Here is a 19,750-nt window from a genome sequence, read left to right as displayed (position 1 = left end):
GGTAGAAATGTTATATTAGCAGAAAATCCGAAATTTCTTTATGCTAGAGCAAAATCAGTACACCGAAGACAACATACGTTCACTCGATTGGAAAGAACATATCCGTATGCGTCCCGGAATGTATATCGGGAAACTTGGAGACGGATCTTCGCCGGACGACGGTATTTACATCCTTCTGAAAGAAGTCCTGGATAACTGTATCGACGAGTTTGTAATGGGCGCCGGAAAAACCATTGAAGTCACGGTAAAAGACAAAATGGTGACCGTTCGTGATTACGGACGTGGAATCCCGTTGGGGAAAGTGATCGATGTGGTTTCCAAAATGAATACAGGAGGAAAGTACGACTCCAAAGCATTTAAAAAATCGGTCGGATTAAACGGGGTGGGAACCAAGGCGGTTAATGCCTTGTCGACCTATTTTCGTGTGGAATCCGTTCGGGATAACCAACAAAAAGCCGCTGAATTCTCGGGCGGTAACCTAACGTTGGAAGAAGATGTTGTGGAAACCACAAAACGCAAAGGAACCAAGGTTAGCTTTGTGGCCGACGAGACTATTTTTAAGCATTACAAATACCGTAACGAGTATATTATTAAAATGCTTAAAAACTATTGCTATCTGAATACGGGGCTTACGATCGTGTACAATGGCGAAAAGTTTTATTCCGATAACGGATTAAAAGACTTGTTGGAAGAAAATATTTCCGAAGAAGACATGATCTATCCGATCATCCATTTGAAAGGAGACGATATCGAAGTCGCCATTACGCATAGCAAAACACAATATTCCGAAGAATACTATTCGTTCGTAAACGGACAAAACACTACACAGGGAGGAACCCATTTAGGAGCTTTCCGGGAAGCAATTGTCCGCACGATAAAAGAGTTTTATAATAAAAACTTTGAGGCATCTGATGTTCGGAAATCCATCGTTTCGGCGATCTCGGTAAAAGTAGAGGAACCGGTTTTCGAATCGCAAACCAAAACCAAATTGGGTTCGACCGATATGGGGCCGGATATGCCAACGGTGCGTACCTATGTAAACGATTTTGTAAAAACCAAACTCGACAATTTCCTGCATAAAAATCCGGAAATTGCCGATGCCTTACTCCGCAAGATTTTACAAGCCGAACGCGAACGGAAAGAATTGTCCGGTATCCGTAAACTGGCCAAAGAAAGAGCTAAAAAAGCGAGTTTGCACAACCGGAAGCTACGCGATTGCCGGGTGCATTTAACCGACATCAAAAACCCACGTTACCTCGAAAGTACACTGTTTATCACCGAGGGGGATTCGGCTTCCGGGTCGATCACCAAATCCAGAGATGTCAATACGCAGGCCGTGTTCAGTTTACGAGGAAAACCGTTAAACTCCTACGGTATGACAAAAAAGATCGTATACGAAAACGAAGAGTTTAACCTGTTGCAGGCTGCTTTAAACATTGAGGAAGATATGGGGGATTTGCGTTACAACAACATTGTAATCGCAACCGATGCCGATGTCGACGGAATGCACATCCGTTTATTATTAATCACATTCTTTTTGCAATTTTTCCCGGAACTGATCAAAGAAGGACATTTATACATACTGCAAACGCCGTTATTCCGGGTGCGGAACAAAAAAGAGACGATCTATTGTTATAGCGAGGAGGAACGGGTAGCAGCCATAGAAAAACTAAAACCAAAACCCGAAATAACCCGATTCAAAGGATTAGGAGAGATTTCGCCGGACGAGTTTAAATATTTTATCGGAGAAGACATCCGCCTGGATCCGGTAATGTTGGACAAAGCGACCTCGATCGAGCGTTTACTCGAATTCTATATGGGAAAAAACACACCCGACCGTCAGGAGTTTATCATCAAAAACCTGAAAGTGGAATTGGATGTAGTAGAAGATAAATAAAGTGAATTTCAAATTTCAATTGCTGAAAAGAAAATAAATGGACGAAGAAAATTTAGATCCTATAGAAGAAGGTCAGTTTCAGGGCGAACATTTTTACGAAAATCAGGAGTCGGCAGACAGTAACGATACGATTACCAAGGTAACCGGAATGTATAAGGACTGGTTTCTGGATTATGCGTCGTATGTAATTCTGGAGCGTGCGGTTCCGGCCATTGAAGACGGATTTAAGCCCGTACAGCGCCGTATCATGCACTCGATGAAAGAGCTGGACGACGGGCGGTATAACAAAGTAGCCAATGTGGTTGGACATACGATGCAGTACCATCCGCACGGTGACGCGAGTATTGGTGATGCCATGGTGCAAATCGGTCAGAAAGACCTACTCATAGACACGCAAGGAAACTGGGGGAACATCCTTACCGGCGACGGTGCGGCGGCTTCCCGTTATATCGAGGCGCGATTGAGTAAATTTGCGTTGGAAGTACTCTATTCACCTAAAATAACCCACTGGCAATTGTCGTACGACGGAAGACGGAACGAACCGATCAACCTTCCGGTTAAATTTCCGTTGTTGTTGGCGCAGGGAGGAGAAGGGATTGCTGTTGGACTTTCGACCAAAGTATTACCTCATAACTTTAATGAACTGATCGATGCGTCTATAAAAATATTAAAAGGAAAACCGTTTACCTTGTATCCGGATTTTCCAACGGCCGGTATTGCCGATATTTCGGGCTATAACGACGGTATGCGCGGCGGACGGGTACGCGTTCGTGCGAAAATAGCGCAGTTGGACAAGCAAACGCTTGTCATTACACAGATTCCGTTTTCGACCAATACGACTACGCTAATCGACAGTATTCTAAAAGCCAACGATAAAGGGAAAATCAAGATCAAAAAAATCGAGGACAATACCGCTGCCGAAGTGGAAATTCTGATCCATCTTCCGCCAGGCGTATCGCCGGATAAAATGATTGACGCCTTATATGCGTTTACCGGTTGTGAAACCTCACTGGCACCGTTGGGATGTGTGATCCAGGATAACAAACCGTTGTTCACCGGAGTGTCCGATATGCTACGCGTTTCCACGGCACGCACGGTCGATTTACTGAAAAAAGAATTGGAAATTCAGTTGGAAGAACTCGAAGAGCAATGGCATTTTGCGTCGTTGGAACGCATCTTTATCGAAAACAGAATTTACCGCCTTATCGAGGAAGAAGAAACCTGGGAAGGGGTAATCAAAGCGATCGATAAAGGATTGGCGCCACACGTAGCCCATCTGAAGCGAGCGGTTACCGAAGAAGACATTGTTCGTTTGACGGAGATTCGCATCAAGCGTATTTCGAAATTCGATATTGAAAAAGCACAGGAAAAAATCGATGCATTGGAAGGCGAAATCGCACAGGTTAAACACGATTTGGCACACCTGATCGATTTTGCGATTGCTTATTTTACCCGCTTAAAAGAAAAATACGGAAAAGGAAGAGAGCGTCGGACGGAACTGCGTAGTTTTGATACGATCGAAGCGACCAAAGTGGTTTTACGAAACACCAAATTATATGTGAACCGCGAAGAAGGATTTTTGGGTACCGGGCTTAAAAAAGACGAATACGTTGGCGATTGTTCCGATATTGATGACGTGATCGTTTTCCTTCGGGATGGAAATATGATGATTACCAAAGTCGACGATAAAAAATTCGTTGGAAAGGATATTATCCATATTTCCGTTTTTGATAAAAACGACAAACGGACAATATACAATATGATTTACCGTGACGGAAAATCAGGGCCGTCTTATATAAAACGCTTTAATGTTTCGGGCGTAACCCGCGACAAATTATACGATCTGACCAATGGAGCCAAAGGTTCGCAGGTACTCTATTTTTCGCACAATCCGAATGGAGAAGCTGAAGTAGTGACCGTATTATTGCGTCAGGTTGGAAGTGTTAAAAAACTGAAATTCGACCTTGATTTTGCTACGTTAGCCATTAAAGGACGGGCGAGTAAAGGAAATACCGTTACCAAATATCCGATTAAAAAGATCGAGTTAAAAGAGAAGGGAATTTCAACCTTAAAACCACGTCGTATCTGGTTTGACGATACGGTACAGCGTTTGAATGTAGATGGAAGAGGGGAATTACTGGGTGAATTCCGACCAAACGACAGATTGTTGATCATTAACCAGTCCGGAAAACTAAAAACCATTATACCGGAACTAACAACTCATTTTGAAGAAGATATGGTTGTACTGGAAAAATGGATCCCTAAAAAACCGATTTCCGCGATTTATTTTGATGGAGAGAAAGAACGGTATTACGTAAAACGGTTCCTGATTGAAAATGAGAATAAGGAGGAGGTTTTTATTTCCGAACATCCGAATTCGCAATTGGAAATCGTTTCAACTGACTACCGACCGGTGGCCGAAATCGTATTTGCAAAAGTAAAAGGCGTACAAAAAGAGAATCAGACTATCGATCTGGAACAATTTATCGCCGTAAAAGGAATCAAAGCATTAGGAAATCAATTGACTACCGACAAGCTAAAGCAGGTGAACCTACTGGAATCACTGCCGTATGAACCACCGGTAGAAGAAATTCCGGAAGAAATTGAAGTAAAAGAAGAAGAGAATGTTTTGCTTGAAGAAGGAAACGTACAACTGGACGATGACGGACAGATTACGCTGAGTCTGGATTAATATAGTCAACACCTGACAGGTTTTCGAAACCTGTCAGGTGTAATCAAAATACTGCAATAAAAAAGTCCTCAATATTGAGGACTTTTTTATTATTTTCTTTTTCGGATTTTCATATTGATAAACTCCACGGCCAGTGAGAACGCAATGGCAAAGTAGAGATAACCTTTTGGAACGGCACCGATATGTTGTCCGGCTAATGTCGCTTCAGACAAGTGCATACTCTCCGTCATTAGCATAAACCCGATCAGGATTAAGAACGCCAGACCTAAAATCTGTATCGACGGATTGGCATTTACAAAATTACCTACCGGAACGGCAAATAACATCATTACACCGACTGATATTATGACAGCAGTGATCATAATCGTTAAAGCTCCGGTAATACCGTTGGTCATTCCGACAGCCGTTAGAATACTATCTACCGAGAAAATCAGGTCAATTAAAAGGATTTGAACGATAACACTTCCAAACGATTTGGCAGCCGCACTTTTTACATTGTGCTCTTCTTCACCTTTATGATCTACTTTTTCATGGATTTCTTTCGTACTCTTATAAATCAGGAACATACCTCCCAGGAATAAAATCAACGCCTGTCCGGTAAAATGCCCCTGGAACCATCCCCAATCCACACTAAATAAAGGTTCTTTCATGGCGATTAGCAATGTAATACCAAATAATAAACCGATTCGCATAAACATGGCCAGAAACAAACCGATTCGGGTTGCTTTTTTACGTTTGTCTTCCGGTAGCTTACCGGTAACGATAGAGATAAAGATAATGTTGTCGATCCCCAATACGATTTCAAGAAACGTTAAGGTTAACAGGGCTACCCATGCATCAGGGTTTAAGAATACTTCCATTTGTAGTTTTGATTTATTGTTTTTGGTTTAAATTCAGCTATTAAACGTAAACTAATCGATTTTTGTTACAGTTCCCTTTTGTTTTTTTGTGTCGCCCACAAAAGAATATTCAAAAGTATAGCCTTTTGCATTGGTTGTCAGGATCTTCATGCTAATTGCTTTTTTGTCCTGCATATTTTTCGGATGTATTTTTTGCAATACAAACTCACAATTATTAATCCAGCGGATCGAAGCCGTATCGGTTTTGCCATTGAAGGTTTCGATTTGTTGATTTTCGGTACGCTCAAAAACGGACTTCATTGGTTTTCCGTTGATTTCCTGTGTGAATTCGAATTTTCCGGTTTTATAATCGTTACAGTTGCGCTCCTGATTGTAGCAGGAAGTAAGGATAAAAGGCAATAAGGCTAAAGCAAATTTTTTCATTGTAATCGTTTTAATTCATCGTCGGTAAAATTCCGGATGGTTTTATCTTTTGAAAATTTATCGGCGTTATAGTCGTTGGATTTGTTTTTAGGAATAGACAAACTGTTCCATTCTCCTTTTTTGAGTAGTTTTGCGTAGAACACAATTTGACCAATGTGATATGGATAATGCGCCAATTGACGATTAATGGCTTCGACTACCGTATGGCCTTCATTTCGGATATAAATAACATTGGAAAGCTGATCGGGTGTAAGACTTTTTAAAGCTTCGAAAAGACAATTCCATCCTTTTTCCCAGATTTCTAGCAGCGTTTCTTTGTCTATTATCGTTTCTTCGAATTCGGAATCGCGGTTACGTCCTTCCTTTTCACCGTCGGTCGTCAGGAAATCGGTCCACCTTGAAAGCATATTTCCGGAAAGGTGTTTTATAATCGTAGCAATCGAATTGGTATTGTCGTTTAGTGCGACGGACAATTGTTCCGGTTCGAGTTGTGCCATCGCTTTATCGGCAATGGTTTTGTAATACAGAAACTGTTTCTGTACGCTTTCGAGATATTGCTTATTGATTTCCATAGGGATACTATTTGTCGAAAATACTGTTTGTTACGGTTCGTAATCCTAAAAACATAAACCACATTGCCGTAAGACATACTACGATTCCAAAACCTAAAACCGGATAAAACATTGGATTGTTTTGGTTTTTAAACGAACTGTGGATGATGACAGGACCTATAAATAACAAGGGAAGTGCCATTGCCAGATAGCGAATTCCTCTGTTTAATACTTTTTTGTTGGCCATGATTATTTTGTATTAGTATTGTGATAGCTTTCGATGGCTTTCCGGACGTTTTGATGTGTTTCGAGTAATTGTTGTGCCACTTCATACGGGACATCAATTTCACTCATGATCATACGGATACCACGGTCTACCAGCTTGTGATTACTCAGTTGCATGTCGACCATTTTATTGCCTTTTACTTTCCCTAATTGTATCATGGTAGCGGTAGAAAGCATATTTAAAACCAGTTTTTGCGCGGTTCCGGCTTTCATACGGGAACTACCCGTTACAAATTCCGGTCCTACGACTACTTCTATAGGTAAACGGGCGGTTTCGGCCAGCGGACTTCCCTGATTACAGGTAATGCATCCGGTTGCGATACCGTTGGTATTGCATTTTTCGAGGCCTCCAATTACATAAGGAGTCGTACCCGATGCGGCAATTCCCACTACCACATCATTTGGATTGATATTCCATTCCGAAAGATCTTTCCAGGCCTGTTCGCGGTCGTCTTCGGCAAATTCAACGGCTTTGCGGATGGCCATATCGCCACCGGCAATCAAACCGATTACCCAATCGAACGGCACGCCAAACGTAGGCGGACATTCTGAGGCATCCACAATACCAAGTCTTCCGGAAGTACCGGCGCCAATATAAAACAACCGGCCGCCCATTTTCATTTTGGAAACGATTTCTGTAACCAGAGCTTCAATTTGTGGCAGTGCCTTTTCGACCGCCAACGGTACGGTTTTGTCCTCGTTATTGATATTCGTTAACAGTTCCGAAACCGACATCTTTTCCAGATGTTCGTATTTTGAAGCTTGTTCGGTGGTACGTGTAAATGACATCGGTAACCTGATTTTTAGATACTATGAATAAGCGTAAAGTTACATAAAATAAGCCAGAATGATACCCAAAACGATAGCGGTAAGCTTCGCCAGGTTAAATTTATGGCCTTCGCTACTTTCAAAAATGATAGTAGAAGAAATATGAAATAAGATACCGATTACAATAGCTGAAATTTCGGTATAATACTGATTGACAAATGGTAGATATTCGGACAAAAAGGTTCCTAGCGGCGTCATACAGGCAAATACCATCATAAAGACAAAAATAGCCTTACGATTTAAGTGCGAATTGATAAAAAAGGTCGTCAGAATAATGGCAATCGGAAAGTGGTGGATGGCGATTCCCCAGGCCATATCGTGATGATGACTAACCGGTAGTCCTTCGAGTAAGGCATGCAAACACAAACTGATAAACAACGACCAGGGAATATGGTGCATGGTTTCGTGACCGTGAACATGACCGTGTTCGGCACCTTTGGAAAAATATTCCAAAATGATCTGAAATACGATTCCGACCATGATAAACAAGCCAACCGGGCTATGCGCATGATCATGTCCGTCGTGATTATGTCCCGCATCGGCCAAATAAACCTCCGGCAATAAATGCGATACGGTTAGTGCCAACAGAAACGATCCGCTGAAAGCCAGAAGCAACTTCAGGTTCTTTTTGTTTTTCGGACTAAAGAACGTAGCCGCTCCATAACCGAGGATTACCGAAAGCAGGGGAATAAGATAAGGCATCATACTATTTAAAGATCATTATCAGACGTTCAGAATCGTTTTTTAAGAATTTACGGAGTTTATAATCGCCAAAGACATCCAGTAAAAAGATACCGACTTCTTCCATCATGGTTTCAAAATCCTGTAGTGTCAGTGCTTTTACTTTTTCCGTAAAGTGGAAATGTTCCCCGTTATCGTCAAAATCAATTTCTTTAAAAATATGATTATCTTTCACATAACGTTTGATGTGGAAATCAATACCGTCTACACTTTTCACTTCTTCCGGAACCAGATTGTCTATCACATGGGTTACATTCATAAAGTCAATCACGGCAAAACCATAGTCTGTTAAACTCTCCTTAATTGCGTTTAAGGTGGTCAGATTATCCTCGTCATTTTCAAAATAACCAAAGCTGGTAAAAAGATTAAAAATGGCGTCAAATTTTTGATCAAAGGGAATCCGCATATCGTGTACTTCAAAGTGAAGAGTATCATTCGCGTGTTCGGAAGCCGTTTTTATACTGTTTTCCGATAAATCGGCGCCAGTTACATCATAGCCCAACTGGTTCAGATAAACGGAATGGCGCCCTTTACCGCAGGCCAGATCCAGGATTTTGGCATTGTCCGGCAGGTTTAGGTAATGGGTTAAATTGTCCATAAACAACTGGGCTTCGGTATAATCACGATCTTTATATAGAATATGATAATAAGGTGTATCAAACCAGGAAGCATACCAGGTGGTAGTATCTTTTTGCATTTCTTTTAATTTCAAAATATTTAATTTAAACCCGATTAAAAATACTATTTATTCGGGTCGGATAAACGAAAGTAAGTTAACTTTTACTTAAGCCAACAAATTTAGTGTATTTTTGCGGATGTAATTCCAAAATTGCACTGCAAGGATTGGAAATTATGATATATTTATAGGAATTTTAGTATCAAATGAAAGACTTTAAAATGGTAGCCAAAACTTTTTTTGGCTTCGAAGAAATATTAGCAAAAGAATTGCAGGTATTAGGCGCTCAAAAAGTAGAGCAGGGTACCCGTATGGTTAGTTTTGTAGGTGACACCGGATTTATGTATAAAGCCAATTTGTCCCTTCGTACAGCACTGAAAATTTTAAAACCAATCCACCATTTTAGAGCAGTCAACGAACTAAGTCTTTATAAAGGAATCCAGTCTATCGACTGGTCGCAGTACTTATCGGTACACCAATCATTTGTAGTAGACGTAACCTTACACTCCGATTATTTCAGCCATTCGCAGTTTGCAGCGTTAAAAACCAAAGATGCGATAGTAGACCAGTATCGCGACCGATTTGGAAAGCGTCCGAATATCAATAAGGATTTCCCGGATTTGCGGATCAATGTTCATATTCAGAATGATCAGTGTACAGTATCATTAGACAGTTCGGGCGATTCGTTACACCACCGTGGTTATAAAACCGCTACGAATATTGCCCCAATCAACGAAGTATTGGCAGCGGGAATGCTGTTATTGTCCGGATGGGATGGTCAGGGTGATTTTCTGGATCCGATGTGCGGAAGTGGTACGCTTCTGGCCGAAGCCGCGATGATAGCCTGTAATATTCCGGCGAATATCAACCGAAAAGAATTTGCTTTCGAACGTTGGAACGATTGGGATAATGAGTTGTTTGATCAGATCATGAATTCCCTGATGAAAAAGACCCGTGAATTTCATTATACGATAAAAGGATACGATAAAGCACCGTCGGCGGTAATGAAAGCCAAAGACAATATTCGCAATGCGAACCTCGATGAATATGTGAGTATTTCGCAGGCTAACTTTTTTGAAACCGAAAAAGAAACCCGCGGACCGTTGCACATGGTGTTTAACCCGCCTTATGGAGAGCGATTGGATATCGAAATGGAACGTTTTTACCGCGAAATCGGAGATACGTTAAAACAGCATTATCCGGGAACGAATGCCTGGTTTATTACGGCTAACATTGAAGCATTGAAGTTTGTCGGTTTAAAACCATCGCGTAAAATCAAACTGTTTAACGGTAAGCTGGAAACCCGATTTGTAAAGTACGAAATGTATGAAGGTAGTAAGCGTACCAAGTTTCAAAATAACGATAAGGATAATAATTAAACAATATTAGTATGGCAATGGCACCTAAAACCAAAGCATTTGTATACCAGTTAACGGCATTTGCAATCTTATTTATTCTGTTTCGCTACCTGGTTGGAACCTATACTCATTTGCAGGGATACTGGATTCCGGTTACCGCTTTTGTAGTAGCGACAATACTGGCACCGAAATTCCAGGCCGTAAAAACCAACGATGGCGAACGGCTTTTTATGAAATGGATCTTTGTAAAAGGTATCAAAGAAATTAAATAAAAAATCCCGGGGAACCGGGATTTTTTATATCCGAATCCGTCCTGAAATAGGTGGCTTAGACCATTGATTTCAGGACGGATTTATTTTCCCATGTCTGTCTTTTTTTGCCCTGTTATAAGTTAGATGTACTTTCTTTAAAACAATTAACTTGTAAAATAGCTATAGCAATACAAACGACGTAATAAGGAATAGCCATTCCTGTAGTCTCCCTCTAACCATATTTTCCTCGTGAATATTTTAATGATCTGCCATGAAACGACAGTTAAGAGGTTGGGGAATAGGGAGTATTTTTTGCTTTGCACTCCTTTTTACCGCCTGTGAATCAGAATCTTTTAAGGAACCGGAATCAAAGAACACAACCCGAGTTGTTGTTAAAACACTTTCGCTGGAAGAATTAGAAAACCAATTTCAGGTTATGGAAAAACTGGAAACGATTCTACCGGGTTTTCGAGCGACAACACCCTTTGATGGGCAACATGATTTTACACTAAACACCGATGAAATTGTTTATATCGAAAAAGGAAATCAGCATTCGTATACTTTTTCGATAATACGGAATGATCTTGCTCCGGGATTGGAAACCTTAGTTTTGCATTATAAAAGAGGAAAGAACACAGTTTATAGGATTACCTATGAGGCGACATCGAAATTTGGTATTAAGATGAAGACGGTTCAGTATCTGTCAACAGATCCGAAAGTAATCTGGAATGAGCTGGAAGATTATAAGTATCATTCCAAAGAATGGCAGGATGATTGGAGTCTTATTTTGTCGGTTTATAAAATGAAGTTTTATGACTACGGAATAGGAAAAAAAACAATACTGGAACCTCAACAGAAATGACGAAAAAACATATTTCTTATGGGGATGTGCTAAATGATCTTACTAAATTAGCAACTGATGGTAGCGAGCCAACTGATGTTGTACTTTTGGGTAGTGAAAGTCAAAAGGCTTTTGCGGAACTTCAAAAATCTGTTAGCGAAGAACTATCTTTAAGTATGGATAATAATGGTAACGTAACCTATACACAAAATAGCACAGGACCATTGACAGCAGATGCGACACAGTTAGTGAATGCAATTGATGATCATAGTATAACAGTTAATGTTACGGCTGAAAATACAAAAGTGACGAGTGAAGGTACCGAAATGTTAGGAGGAGCTTTTATGGGAAATACTGTCACCAACGATTTACTTATAAAACCAGATAGAGTATCTACAAGTCAGGAAATTAATCCCAACATACTTGAAACAATAAGTACTTATTATGAGAAGCCAGGAGCCGATACATTACATGAAGTAACAGAATCATATCAGGGAGGTAAAATAGCACAAGAAGCAGGTTATTCAACGCCAAGTACAACTAAGCCAAGAGGAATGGAAGTTTATAATTCTTCTCATGACGCAGCTACACCTCCATCAGGTGGTGTTTTTTTTGATTATAGAGATAGCGAAGGTAATGATACAGGAGAAGTGTTATATAAAAACGGAAGTGCAACATATTCCGTTCAGGATGGAAAAAAAGCACCTCAAATAATTCAAACTTACCCATAAATCGATAGGTATGATGCGCGTACTATTTAATGTGTTTTTAATTGTAGCTCTCTTTAACGGTACGGCCCAAAAAAACAATAAAATTCTGAGAGGAAAAAATGATGGTGTAAAATCAAGCAAAGCTGTTTATGAGATCGTGAGAATTGATTCTATTAAAAATGTTTACCTGATTTACGGAAAAAAGAATGATTCTATATTTAAGATAGTATCCTCGAAAACTAAAATACAAAACTGTATCCCAATAAAAGAAGGCGATACACTTGAATTAGTATTAAAATCATCGTTCCGTGAAAATTTTTATCAAAGAAAAGATATTACAGGTGTTAATTACAATGGAGTGTTAATTCGATTTGATAAAACTAAAGATGTTGTTTGGGACTTATTTACCACAGAAAATATCAAAGGGATTTGCTATATCAAATAAAACCAGAAGCCATTTTCAAACGATAAGAGTGTTTTACTTTGAGTCCAATTTGATTCTTTTTGTCTTATCTCTACCTAATAAATATAGTTCAAAACGACTAACTTGTAAAGTAGCTACAGCAATAGTATGATGTGATAAGGAACACGTTGTTCCTGTAGTGTCCCTCTCAAAGTATTCCCCCATAAATAATGTTAATTATCTGCCATGAAACGACAGTTAAGACGTTTGGGGATTGGGGGCTTTTTTTGTTTTGCACTTCTTTTTACCGCCTGCGAACCGGAATCTTTTAAGGAACCGGAACCGAACAATACAACGCGAATTGTGTGTAAAACACTTTCGCTGGAAGAATTACAGTACGAATATAAGGTCATGGAAAAACTGGAAACGATTTTACCGGGTTTTCGAACGGCAACACCATTTGACGGAGAACATGATTTTACACTAAACACCGATGAAATTGTGTATATCGAAAAGGAGAATCGGCATTCGTATACTTTTTCGATAATAAGGAAGGACTATGTTCCGGGATTGGAAAACCTGATTTTAAATTACGAACAGGGAAATTATACGGCCTACCGGATCCGATATGATTTTACAGCAGTACAATTGGCACATCCGGAGAATTTGTTAAACCAGGAAACACGAGTGATCATTACTCCATTTGATCCGGAATCATCGGTAACGGATCGGAAAAGGCCAAGCCCATGTGTTAAATGGGAAAAAAGACCGGTAGGATGGAACGAACAGGGACAGGTAACGCATAGTGAATGGATGCAAGTTATCGATCAGGATTGTATGGATCAGTTAAACAGTGGCGGGCAGACGAGTAGCACTGTTTCAGGAGGTTCATCCAGTAGTGGAACTTCCCATGGAGGTGTATCCAATGGCGGATGGGGCGGATGGATGGGAACCGGAGTCAATACCGGAGTTTACGATCCGCCATCGACGGCAGACAATTCGGGTTATACAGAAGGCAGTTCCGGCGGACATAACGGTGGGCATACAGGTCATAACACAGGTATTCCTAATTTGCCACCTCCGAAATTTGATAGCAGCGATTCTAATTCAGGAGCCGGTGGTATTACGGTTTTTACCAAACCTGTGTTTAAACTAAAATTTGCCTTGTATTTTAAACTATTTAAAACGAGAATGAAATCGGTTGTGCCTGATCCTTTATGGTGGCGAACGACTAATGGTAAAAAAATTGCTGAATACCTGCAGGAACATTTTGATAATCAAACTGGTTTAATGGATGTAAAGACTACGGAATTTGCGGTTTGGGCGATTGGTTATTTGGTGTCACATCCGGAGGTAACTTGGGAACAGTTTGAGAATTGGTTTTTGGGAGAGGTTGAAGGGCAAGACGGCGAATACGATAGTGAATTCTGGGATAACCCGGATCTTACATTTCCGCAACAGCAATTACCAAGTTTTTATGATTTTAATAGCGCATACCCGCGAATAAAAGGTAAGGAACTTGCTCAATTAATAGGAGGAGAAATTTTAGACCTATATACGAAATATCCTAATAGCGTTAGAGGATACTGCGCTCTTAAAGTCTCCCGGGCATTAAATTATTCTGGTATTACAATCCCGCATATAGTAACCACAAAAGATGATGCAGGAACGGTATCTGGAGATGATGGGAAGTATTATTTTCTCAATGCGAAGGCATTAAATAAATGGATGCAAAAAACCTTTGGGATTAGTCCAGATAATCCTTTTCATATACGGATTTCAGGTAGTGAAGGTGGAATAAAGGGTGAAAACTTTCCAAAACTTACAGCAAGTTTAAAAGGGATTTATTCGATGGTATCATCTAATTCCAAATGGGCGTCTGGCCATGCAGATTTGATAAAAGGAGATGGAACGTGTGTGAACGGATGTCATTTTTATGATACTCCACCAGCTCCAATTGCATATATAGATATTTGGATTTTAAATTAAAAATATGACAAAAAGTGTAGTATTGATATGTTTTTTTATCTGTTCTTGTTCTATAAATAGAAGAGAGAATTTTGATTATCAAAAAAGTAATAACGCTTGGATCATGGCCTATAAAGATTATGTTTTTTATGAATGCTTAAAAGAAGGTATTCAAAATGATACACTTTTTATGATAATGAGAAAGAGAGATTTATTTAATCCTTATGACGAAATTGATTTTTCAGAGATTGATTCTGCAAGACTATTAGGAATTGAGATCATTAAAAATATGCCTAAACCATGGCATTGTGATGATTGCGACGGAAATGAAAATTATATTTCTGCCAATTGTTTGCATTATTATGCAAGTAAGGATTTAGACATAGAGGCAAGAGCCGCCTATAAAAAACATATTAAAAAAAGAAAACAAGTATGGGGAAAGGATTATTAATAGTGAGGTGTCTATAAAAACATTGATATCTGGATTTTAGATTGAAATAAAATGAGTAGTATAAAATTTATTATAGTTATACTGTTGTTTTCCGCATGCAGCACTTATGAGCAATTAGGAACACGAAAATATAAAACGAAGATAGAGCGAATTAATATTGGCGAGTTTGATGCTCTGATAGAATATTTTAAATTTTATCATGGGAAGAAAAATCAGGAATACCTTTTGGATATGTGATGAAAGGGCAAAAGCCAGGTGCTGAAAAAGAAACAGATACCGTTTTTATTAAAGGAGTTCTGGAGGAGTATCCTGATAATAAAATCATCACTAAACAATTCAATATAAACGGATATGAAAAATTTACAAATACAGATTCTATAATTAAGATTTTTTTCAAAAAGAAGACGGCTCATTTTTCTTAAAAAATGTAAAATATTATAGAAAAGGGAAAGTAGTAGACCAGTATGACTTTTAGAAAACTCAGCGGTCATACCAGCTAATATAAAAAGAAATACAACTGCAGGAGTCTACTTCCATGTTTAGGAAACTGTAATTAAAGTTATTATGAAAACATTTTTTTTGAGCCTTATTTTAATATGCAATATCATATTTTCACAAGACAAAATCTGGTAAATGAATTTTGTAAAAGTATTGTTAATAATGTTGAAAATGAAAAAATATATAATGCTTTTATCAAACAAAGTACGTTACAACAACAAGAACGATTTAAATTATTTTCCTTACAGTTGGATGAAATCAAAAAGAAGATAACTTCCCAAACTTATACGGTTTATGCCTACCACGAAGCATTTAATAAAAAAAGATTAACTATGGATTTATAAATACAAATAAAGATTTTATCATTCCAATATTATTGGATAAGCAAGGTAAAATAATAGCTATAAGTACAATGGATAAAGGACAAATAAGAGTATTTATTTAAATTTAAATTGCAGTTAATAAAAACAGAATATATTATAATAAGGCACTTTAGCATGCATCAGAAAAAGAAAGCCAGCTTACAAAAAATAACAATACTATTATTTATACTACTAAATGTTTTACATGGTAGGGCACAGATTAAAAAGGATACGATTTTTTTAATCCATGATAAAATTCAAAAAATATATATAGAGCCTAATAAAGAATCGGGTTATTATATTTCGTTAACGGCCTTTTTTTATTTTAATGTAAAAGGGAGTAAAAAACCGAAAAAGAAAACCGAAAAAGAAAACCGAAAAAGAAAACCGAAAAAGAAAACCGAAAAAGAAAACCGAAAAATGGGTACCGCTATATCGATATCATAATAATTATTATTTGTATGCACCGTGCGATTTTGGATATCATAATCCGATTGAAATAACAGAAAAGAAATTACTTGTTGGTGGGATGGAAACAAGGTTGTATAAAATAGAGAAAAAAGAGAAACCATTAGAAAATCATCTGTTCAAAATCGAATATCACGATTACGATGGTAAAAGAAAGTATTTAGAATACACTATAATCGACAGACAAAAAGCGGTCGCGGTATTTAAATTTCAAAACGAATACCGATTTATGGTTCGAGTCGAGAAAGTAAAAGACTATCCGATTATTGTGAACGAATGTTTGCAGAACAAAGCATCGGAATTTGTATTTGATTCATTGAATTATAAAGATTTATTAAAACAGATGAATTAAAAAGTTTCTCTCATGCCCATTCTTGTCCTATCTGTAAATAGCAATATATCTCTGAAACAGTTAACTTGTAAAATTGCTATAGCAATACAAATGACGTGATAAGGAACTTCCCCATTCCTGTAGTGTTCCTCTCAAAGTATTCCCCCGTAAATTATCTTCATGAAACGACAGTTAAGACATAATGATGATTTTTTGCACGGTTGCCTGAATTTTATGATAGTATAAATCATATTTAAAAGGAAGGTGTCAAAAAAAATAAACATAACGATTCGTATTGATGAAAAAGAAACTTTTACTAGGTGTTTTGTTTTTTATGGTAGGCTGCCAAAGTTCTTTTAAAGAAGGTATAAGACGGCATAATAGTATATTGATTAAAAAACTTACATATGATAGAAGAGTCACAGACGAATGGGATGACTTATTATTGGAAGCTCCTAAAGTCAAAACACTATATGATCCGCTTTATGATTTTACGGTAAATATCGATACCGTGGTCTATATAGCGGATAAGAAACGTCACTCCTATAATTTTTTAATCACAAGAGATAAACCGAGTTTAGATTTTGAAAATCTGGTCTTAAATTATGAAGAAGGAGTTTATGAAGCTTATCTGACGACTTACCTCAGTGTTGGTTAGTCCGGTTTTTAAAAATGTAAACAAATAAAAGAAAGGCCAATATTTTAGAAAGCTTACCGCTGTGCTCTTTTATCTTCCGGTATATTAATAATACCCGAACCATCCACCAGAGATAGTTTTCCGTTTTGTACCACGCGCATAACCACTGCGAACTCTTTCCAGCTCTCGGAAGACACGGTGACAAAACCGGAAAGGGAATCGATCGCGGTTATAGTATAGTTGTTGTCCGGATAATCCTGACCGTCAAAAACGGGATCGAAGCCAAGACCTAACTCGGGATCTTCTTTCCAGGCTTCTTCCATGATATGACTATAGCGGTCTTTAAAACTGGATGTCAGGAGTTTGTTGTTTTGTATCCACGACAGTGTCGCTTTTGGATCGGTAGAATGATCAAGAAAATGAACATAATCCGATATAAATTGCGTTGCTACGGTATAGTCAATGGTGGCTTTAGAGGCTTCTGAAATGTTATTTTCGGGAGTGTCTGTATCTTTTTTGGGCTGACAGGAAAACAAGCCGATCATCAGAAGTAACACGATACTATTTTTCATTTTAAAAAGATTCATGGGTTTATATTATGGCTCCATAAATTCATAAGTTCCCTCGGTAAAAAACAGCTTAAAGTGAGGTAGTGTTTGACCTTCGACAGAAATTTCGCTGAGTTTCCCTCGCAGACTAATGTATTTTCCTTTCAGTTCTGCCTCCGATTCTGTAATACCGTTTTTAATGGTCACATATTCAAACGAAAAAATCTGCGTCCCTTCATTATTGTTTACTCCGGAAAAAAAAGTGTTTTTTCTGTCTTTATCCAAATGAACACAATTGATATAACAACTACTGTTAAAAGGAAGTACGCGCATGATCATCTCTTTTCCTTTTAAAGGTTTTATTTTGTCAAGCGCTTTTTCTTTCGATAGTTTTTTCTCATTTAGTAATCCGGCTACCGAATAAATATACATATAACGCAGCCCTTTTGCTTCCAGGTCTAATTCTGATTTGGGATCGGCATATCGTAGCAAATCGGAACTTAACTTTTCGGTAACTACCCAATCTTCTTTGTCCATATTGGCCAGCAAGGTATCGAAGTTGGCTTCAAAATTTTCTGCCGTTATGGTTTGCGAATAACCGGAAACGGAAAAAATAAACAGAATAAGGAGCAGAGGAAATCGTTTCATTTTAGCACTTTTGAAGTATTGAAAAGGAAAGATATAAAAAAAGTGGCTGGTAAAAACGACTATAAACAAAAAAAGCAACGGATTCCGCTGCTTTTCGATTATTTCTTTTTAGGAGTTTCGGTTTTTTTAGCCGTTTTATAAAGCGGAATAAAATAGGAAACGGAATAATTAAATCCGGCACCAAAATTTCCGTCGTACGTTCGGTTAAAACCCGGAATATATAAGTTGTCAAAACCTTCCGGTTTCTGATTTGAGATCAGATAATTCAGGCGAACACTAAAACCAAGAAACAGATTGCGGAAAATCTCGGCTTTTACTCCGGCCACAAATTCTACCCAATGCGCGGTCAAACCGTCAAATTTCTGATTGGGTTCCAGCGTGTTTTCTCCAAAATAAGGATTGGTATTGTAAATGGCATAAGAATTTAACTGCTGACTAAAGGTGCTCACACTATAGCGCATTCCGGCATAAATCATGTTTTCCATATCCAGCCAGTTGTCATACGCATTAAAATCGAAACCGGCTTTAAAATAACTTCCTTTAGTAGTATAACTCAATTGCGCTTCGTTATCGGTAAGGTCTTCATTTCCAATTTCCCCGGCGATAAAAATTTTTTTCGAAAGGCGATAATCCGCAACAAGCTCCAGTCCGCGGTAATCCTTTTCATAAAAAGAACGTGCCAAACGACTCAGATCGGCACCTACACGAATACCATAACGCTCCGTCTTTTTAGGAATGGAATCCTGAGCAACCGAAGTCAGTGATAACCCTAAAAGGACAATACTAAAAATAGATTTTAAGGTGTGTCTGATTCTCATTTTGAATATTGGATTGTTGGGTTATTTTTGAGCCAATCCATGGATTGGTATCATTTGTTGATAGCACGGGATTGTCGGCATTCAATTGGAAAACCGTTTTATAGCCACAGGCTCTGGAAACATAGATATCGGTTCTGGCATAAGAAAAACTAAGCGTATCTTCGTTCACCAGAGAAGGATTGGTACTATTAGCGTTTAAAATAAGACGATAGGTAGTATTATCCTCCGTGGTACGCAACGGTAATTTTATTTTATTTCCATTGGTCAGGTAACGGGAGTCGTCCTGCGCGGCAGTATTAAAAACAATACCTTCCGTCATTCCCAAAGCAATTACCTTAAGATTGGTTACATTTTTTAAAACGGTAGGATCATTAACATCATAAAACTCGACGATCACACTTGGCGTTGTAGGCGTACCGTCGGGGCAAATATCGTCTTTCTCACAACTCCAAAACGAATTGGCGAGTATAAAAGCGATAGCAAAAGTTTTTAGTTTTTTCATTGA

At 38.4% G+C, this 19,750-nt stretch carries 24 protein-coding genes; 13 read left to right on the top strand and 11 right to left on the bottom strand.

Annotated features, from left to right (window positions below):
* Positions 1-40: 40 nt before the first annotated feature.
* Positions 41-1,897 carry a DNA topoisomerase IV subunit B gene (locus ABFU83_RS10505; protein ID WP_347065775.1) on the top strand — a complete coding sequence of 619 codons (1,857 nt, stop codon included), beginning with the start codon at positions 41-43 and terminating at the stop codon, positions 1,895-1,897.
* A 37-nt stretch (positions 1,898-1,934) separates the two neighbouring features.
* Entirely contained in the window at positions 1,935-4,589 is a 2,655-nt protein-coding gene (locus ABFU83_RS10500; protein ID WP_347065774.1) for a DNA gyrase/topoisomerase IV subunit A, read from the top strand.
* An 89-nt stretch (positions 4,590-4,678) separates the two neighbouring features.
* Here ABFU83_RS10500 and ABFU83_RS10495 read toward each other — a convergent pair whose 3' ends face one another.
* The 7 genes from ABFU83_RS10495 to ABFU83_RS10465 are packed head-to-tail and all read right to left on the bottom strand — an operon-like array spanning position 4,679 to position 8,974.
* Positions 4,679-5,449, bottom strand: coding sequence for a TerC family protein (locus ABFU83_RS10495; RefSeq protein ID WP_347065772.1), 771 nt, complete (start codon positions 5,447-5,449; stop codon positions 4,679-4,681).
* 51 nt (positions 5,450-5,500) lie between these two features.
* Positions 5,501-5,872 (bottom strand): DNA topoisomerase IV, encoded by a 372-nt coding sequence (locus ABFU83_RS10490; protein ID WP_347065771.1) that lies wholly within the window; start codon positions 5,870-5,872, stop codon positions 5,501-5,503.
* Positions 5,869-6,444, bottom strand: coding sequence for a DUF1572 family protein (locus ABFU83_RS10485; RefSeq protein WP_347065770.1), 576 nt, complete (start codon positions 6,442-6,444; stop codon positions 5,869-5,871). The genes ABFU83_RS10490 and ABFU83_RS10485 overlap by 4 nt, the downstream gene beginning before the upstream one ends.
* Positions 6,445-6,451: 7 nt before the next feature.
* Positions 6,452-6,670, bottom strand: a complete 219-nt coding sequence (locus ABFU83_RS10480; protein WP_136402494.1) for a DUF6095 family protein — start codon at positions 6,668-6,670, stop codon at positions 6,452-6,454.
* 2 nt (positions 6,671-6,672) lie between these two features.
* A complete protein-coding gene (gene murQ / locus ABFU83_RS10475; RefSeq protein WP_347065768.1) occupies positions 6,673-7,497 on the bottom strand; it encodes an N-acetylmuramic acid 6-phosphate etherase in 825 nt (274 codons plus the stop codon).
* A 39-nt stretch (positions 7,498-7,536) separates the two neighbouring features.
* Positions 7,537-8,238, bottom strand: coding sequence for a ZIP family metal transporter (locus ABFU83_RS10470; protein WP_347070210.1), 702 nt, complete (start codon positions 8,236-8,238; stop codon positions 7,537-7,539).
* A gap of 4 nt (positions 8,239-8,242) precedes the next feature.
* Positions 8,243-8,974 (bottom strand): class I SAM-dependent methyltransferase, encoded by a 732-nt coding sequence (locus ABFU83_RS10465; RefSeq protein ID WP_347065766.1) that lies wholly within the window; start codon positions 8,972-8,974, stop codon positions 8,243-8,245.
* Positions 8,975-9,159: 185 nt separating this feature from the next.
* Between ABFU83_RS10465 and ABFU83_RS10460 the strand changes: the two genes are divergently transcribed.
* The 11 genes from ABFU83_RS10460 (at position 9,160) to ABFU83_RS10410 (ending at position 17,252) form a co-directional block, all read left to right on the top strand.
* Entirely contained in the window at positions 9,160-10,332 is a 1,173-nt protein-coding gene (locus tag ABFU83_RS10460) for a THUMP domain-containing protein (RefSeq protein ID WP_347065764.1), read from the top strand.
* 17 nt (positions 10,333-10,349) lie between these two features.
* Positions 10,350-10,583, top strand: a complete 234-nt coding sequence (locus ABFU83_RS10455) for a hypothetical protein (protein WP_347070209.1) — start codon at positions 10,350-10,352, stop codon at positions 10,581-10,583.
* A 250-nt stretch (positions 10,584-10,833) separates the two neighbouring features.
* Positions 10,834-11,424, top strand: coding sequence for a hypothetical protein (locus ABFU83_RS10450; protein WP_347065762.1), 591 nt, complete (start codon positions 10,834-10,836; stop codon positions 11,422-11,424).
* Entirely contained in the window at positions 11,421-12,134 is a 714-nt protein-coding gene (locus tag ABFU83_RS10445) for a type IV secretion protein Rhs (RefSeq protein WP_347065760.1), read from the top strand. The genes ABFU83_RS10450 and ABFU83_RS10445 overlap by 4 nt, the downstream gene beginning before the upstream one ends.
* A gap of 10 nt (positions 12,135-12,144) precedes the next feature.
* The gene (locus ABFU83_RS10440) at positions 12,145-12,558 is read left to right on the top strand and encodes a hypothetical protein (RefSeq protein ID WP_347065758.1); all 414 of its coding nucleotides are present in this window, start codon (positions 12,145-12,147) and stop codon (positions 12,556-12,558) included.
* Between the two features lie 204 nt (positions 12,559-12,762).
* Positions 12,763-14,505, top strand: coding sequence for a T6SS effector amidase Tae4 family protein (locus ABFU83_RS10435; protein ID WP_347065757.1), 1,743 nt, complete (start codon positions 12,763-12,765; stop codon positions 14,503-14,505).
* Positions 14,506-14,509: 4 nt separating this feature from the next.
* Positions 14,510-14,935, top strand: coding sequence for a hypothetical protein (locus ABFU83_RS10430; RefSeq protein WP_347065756.1), 426 nt, complete (start codon positions 14,510-14,512; stop codon positions 14,933-14,935).
* Positions 14,936-15,171: 236 nt separating this feature from the next.
* Positions 15,172-15,357, top strand: coding sequence for a hypothetical protein (locus tag ABFU83_RS10425; protein WP_347065754.1), 186 nt, complete (start codon positions 15,172-15,174; stop codon positions 15,355-15,357).
* A gap of 573 nt (positions 15,358-15,930) precedes the next feature.
* Positions 15,931-16,242: a hypothetical protein gene (locus tag ABFU83_RS10420; RefSeq protein ID WP_347065752.1), complete on the top strand. Its 312-nt coding sequence runs from the start codon at positions 15,931-15,933 to the stop codon at positions 16,240-16,242.
* An 82-nt stretch (positions 16,243-16,324) separates the two neighbouring features.
* Positions 16,325-16,615, top strand: coding sequence for a hypothetical protein (locus ABFU83_RS10415; protein ID WP_347065750.1), 291 nt, complete (start codon positions 16,325-16,327; stop codon positions 16,613-16,615).
* A gap of 277 nt (positions 16,616-16,892) precedes the next feature.
* The gene (locus ABFU83_RS10410) at positions 16,893-17,252 is read left to right on the top strand and encodes a hypothetical protein (protein ID WP_347065748.1); all 360 of its coding nucleotides are present in this window, start codon (positions 16,893-16,895) and stop codon (positions 17,250-17,252) included.
* A 53-nt stretch (positions 17,253-17,305) separates the two neighbouring features.
* On the opposite strand, the gene ABFU83_RS10405 is transcribed toward ABFU83_RS10410, so the two are convergent.
* The 4 genes from ABFU83_RS10405 to ABFU83_RS10390 all read right to left on the bottom strand — a co-directional run bounded on the left by ABFU83_RS10405 (position 17,306) and on the right by ABFU83_RS10390 (position 19,747).
* Complete coding sequence (locus ABFU83_RS10405; RefSeq protein WP_347065747.1) at positions 17,306-17,803, bottom strand: hypothetical protein; 498 nt, start codon at positions 17,801-17,803, stop codon at positions 17,306-17,308.
* Positions 17,804-17,827: 24 nt separating this feature from the next.
* A complete protein-coding gene (locus tag ABFU83_RS10400) occupies positions 17,828-18,427 on the bottom strand; it encodes a hypothetical protein (RefSeq protein ID WP_347065745.1) in 600 nt (199 codons plus the stop codon).
* 98 nt (positions 18,428-18,525) lie between these two features.
* Positions 18,526-19,245, bottom strand: a complete 720-nt coding sequence (locus tag ABFU83_RS10395) for a DUF6048 family protein (protein ID WP_347065744.1) — start codon at positions 19,243-19,245, stop codon at positions 18,526-18,528.
* Positions 19,211-19,747, bottom strand: coding sequence for a DUF6452 family protein (locus ABFU83_RS10390; protein ID WP_347065742.1), 537 nt, complete (start codon positions 19,745-19,747; stop codon positions 19,211-19,213). The genes ABFU83_RS10395 and ABFU83_RS10390 overlap by 35 nt, the downstream gene beginning before the upstream one ends.
* Positions 19,748-19,750 lie beyond the last annotated feature (3 nt).

Origin of the sequence: Flavobacterium sp. WV_118_3, assembly GCF_039778605.1 — a bacterium.
GTDB lineage: Bacteria > Bacteroidota > Bacteroidia > Flavobacteriales > Flavobacteriaceae > Flavobacterium.
The sequence above is the reverse complement of the archived record's forward strand: the minus strand, read 5'-3'. Positions and strand labels throughout refer to the sequence as shown.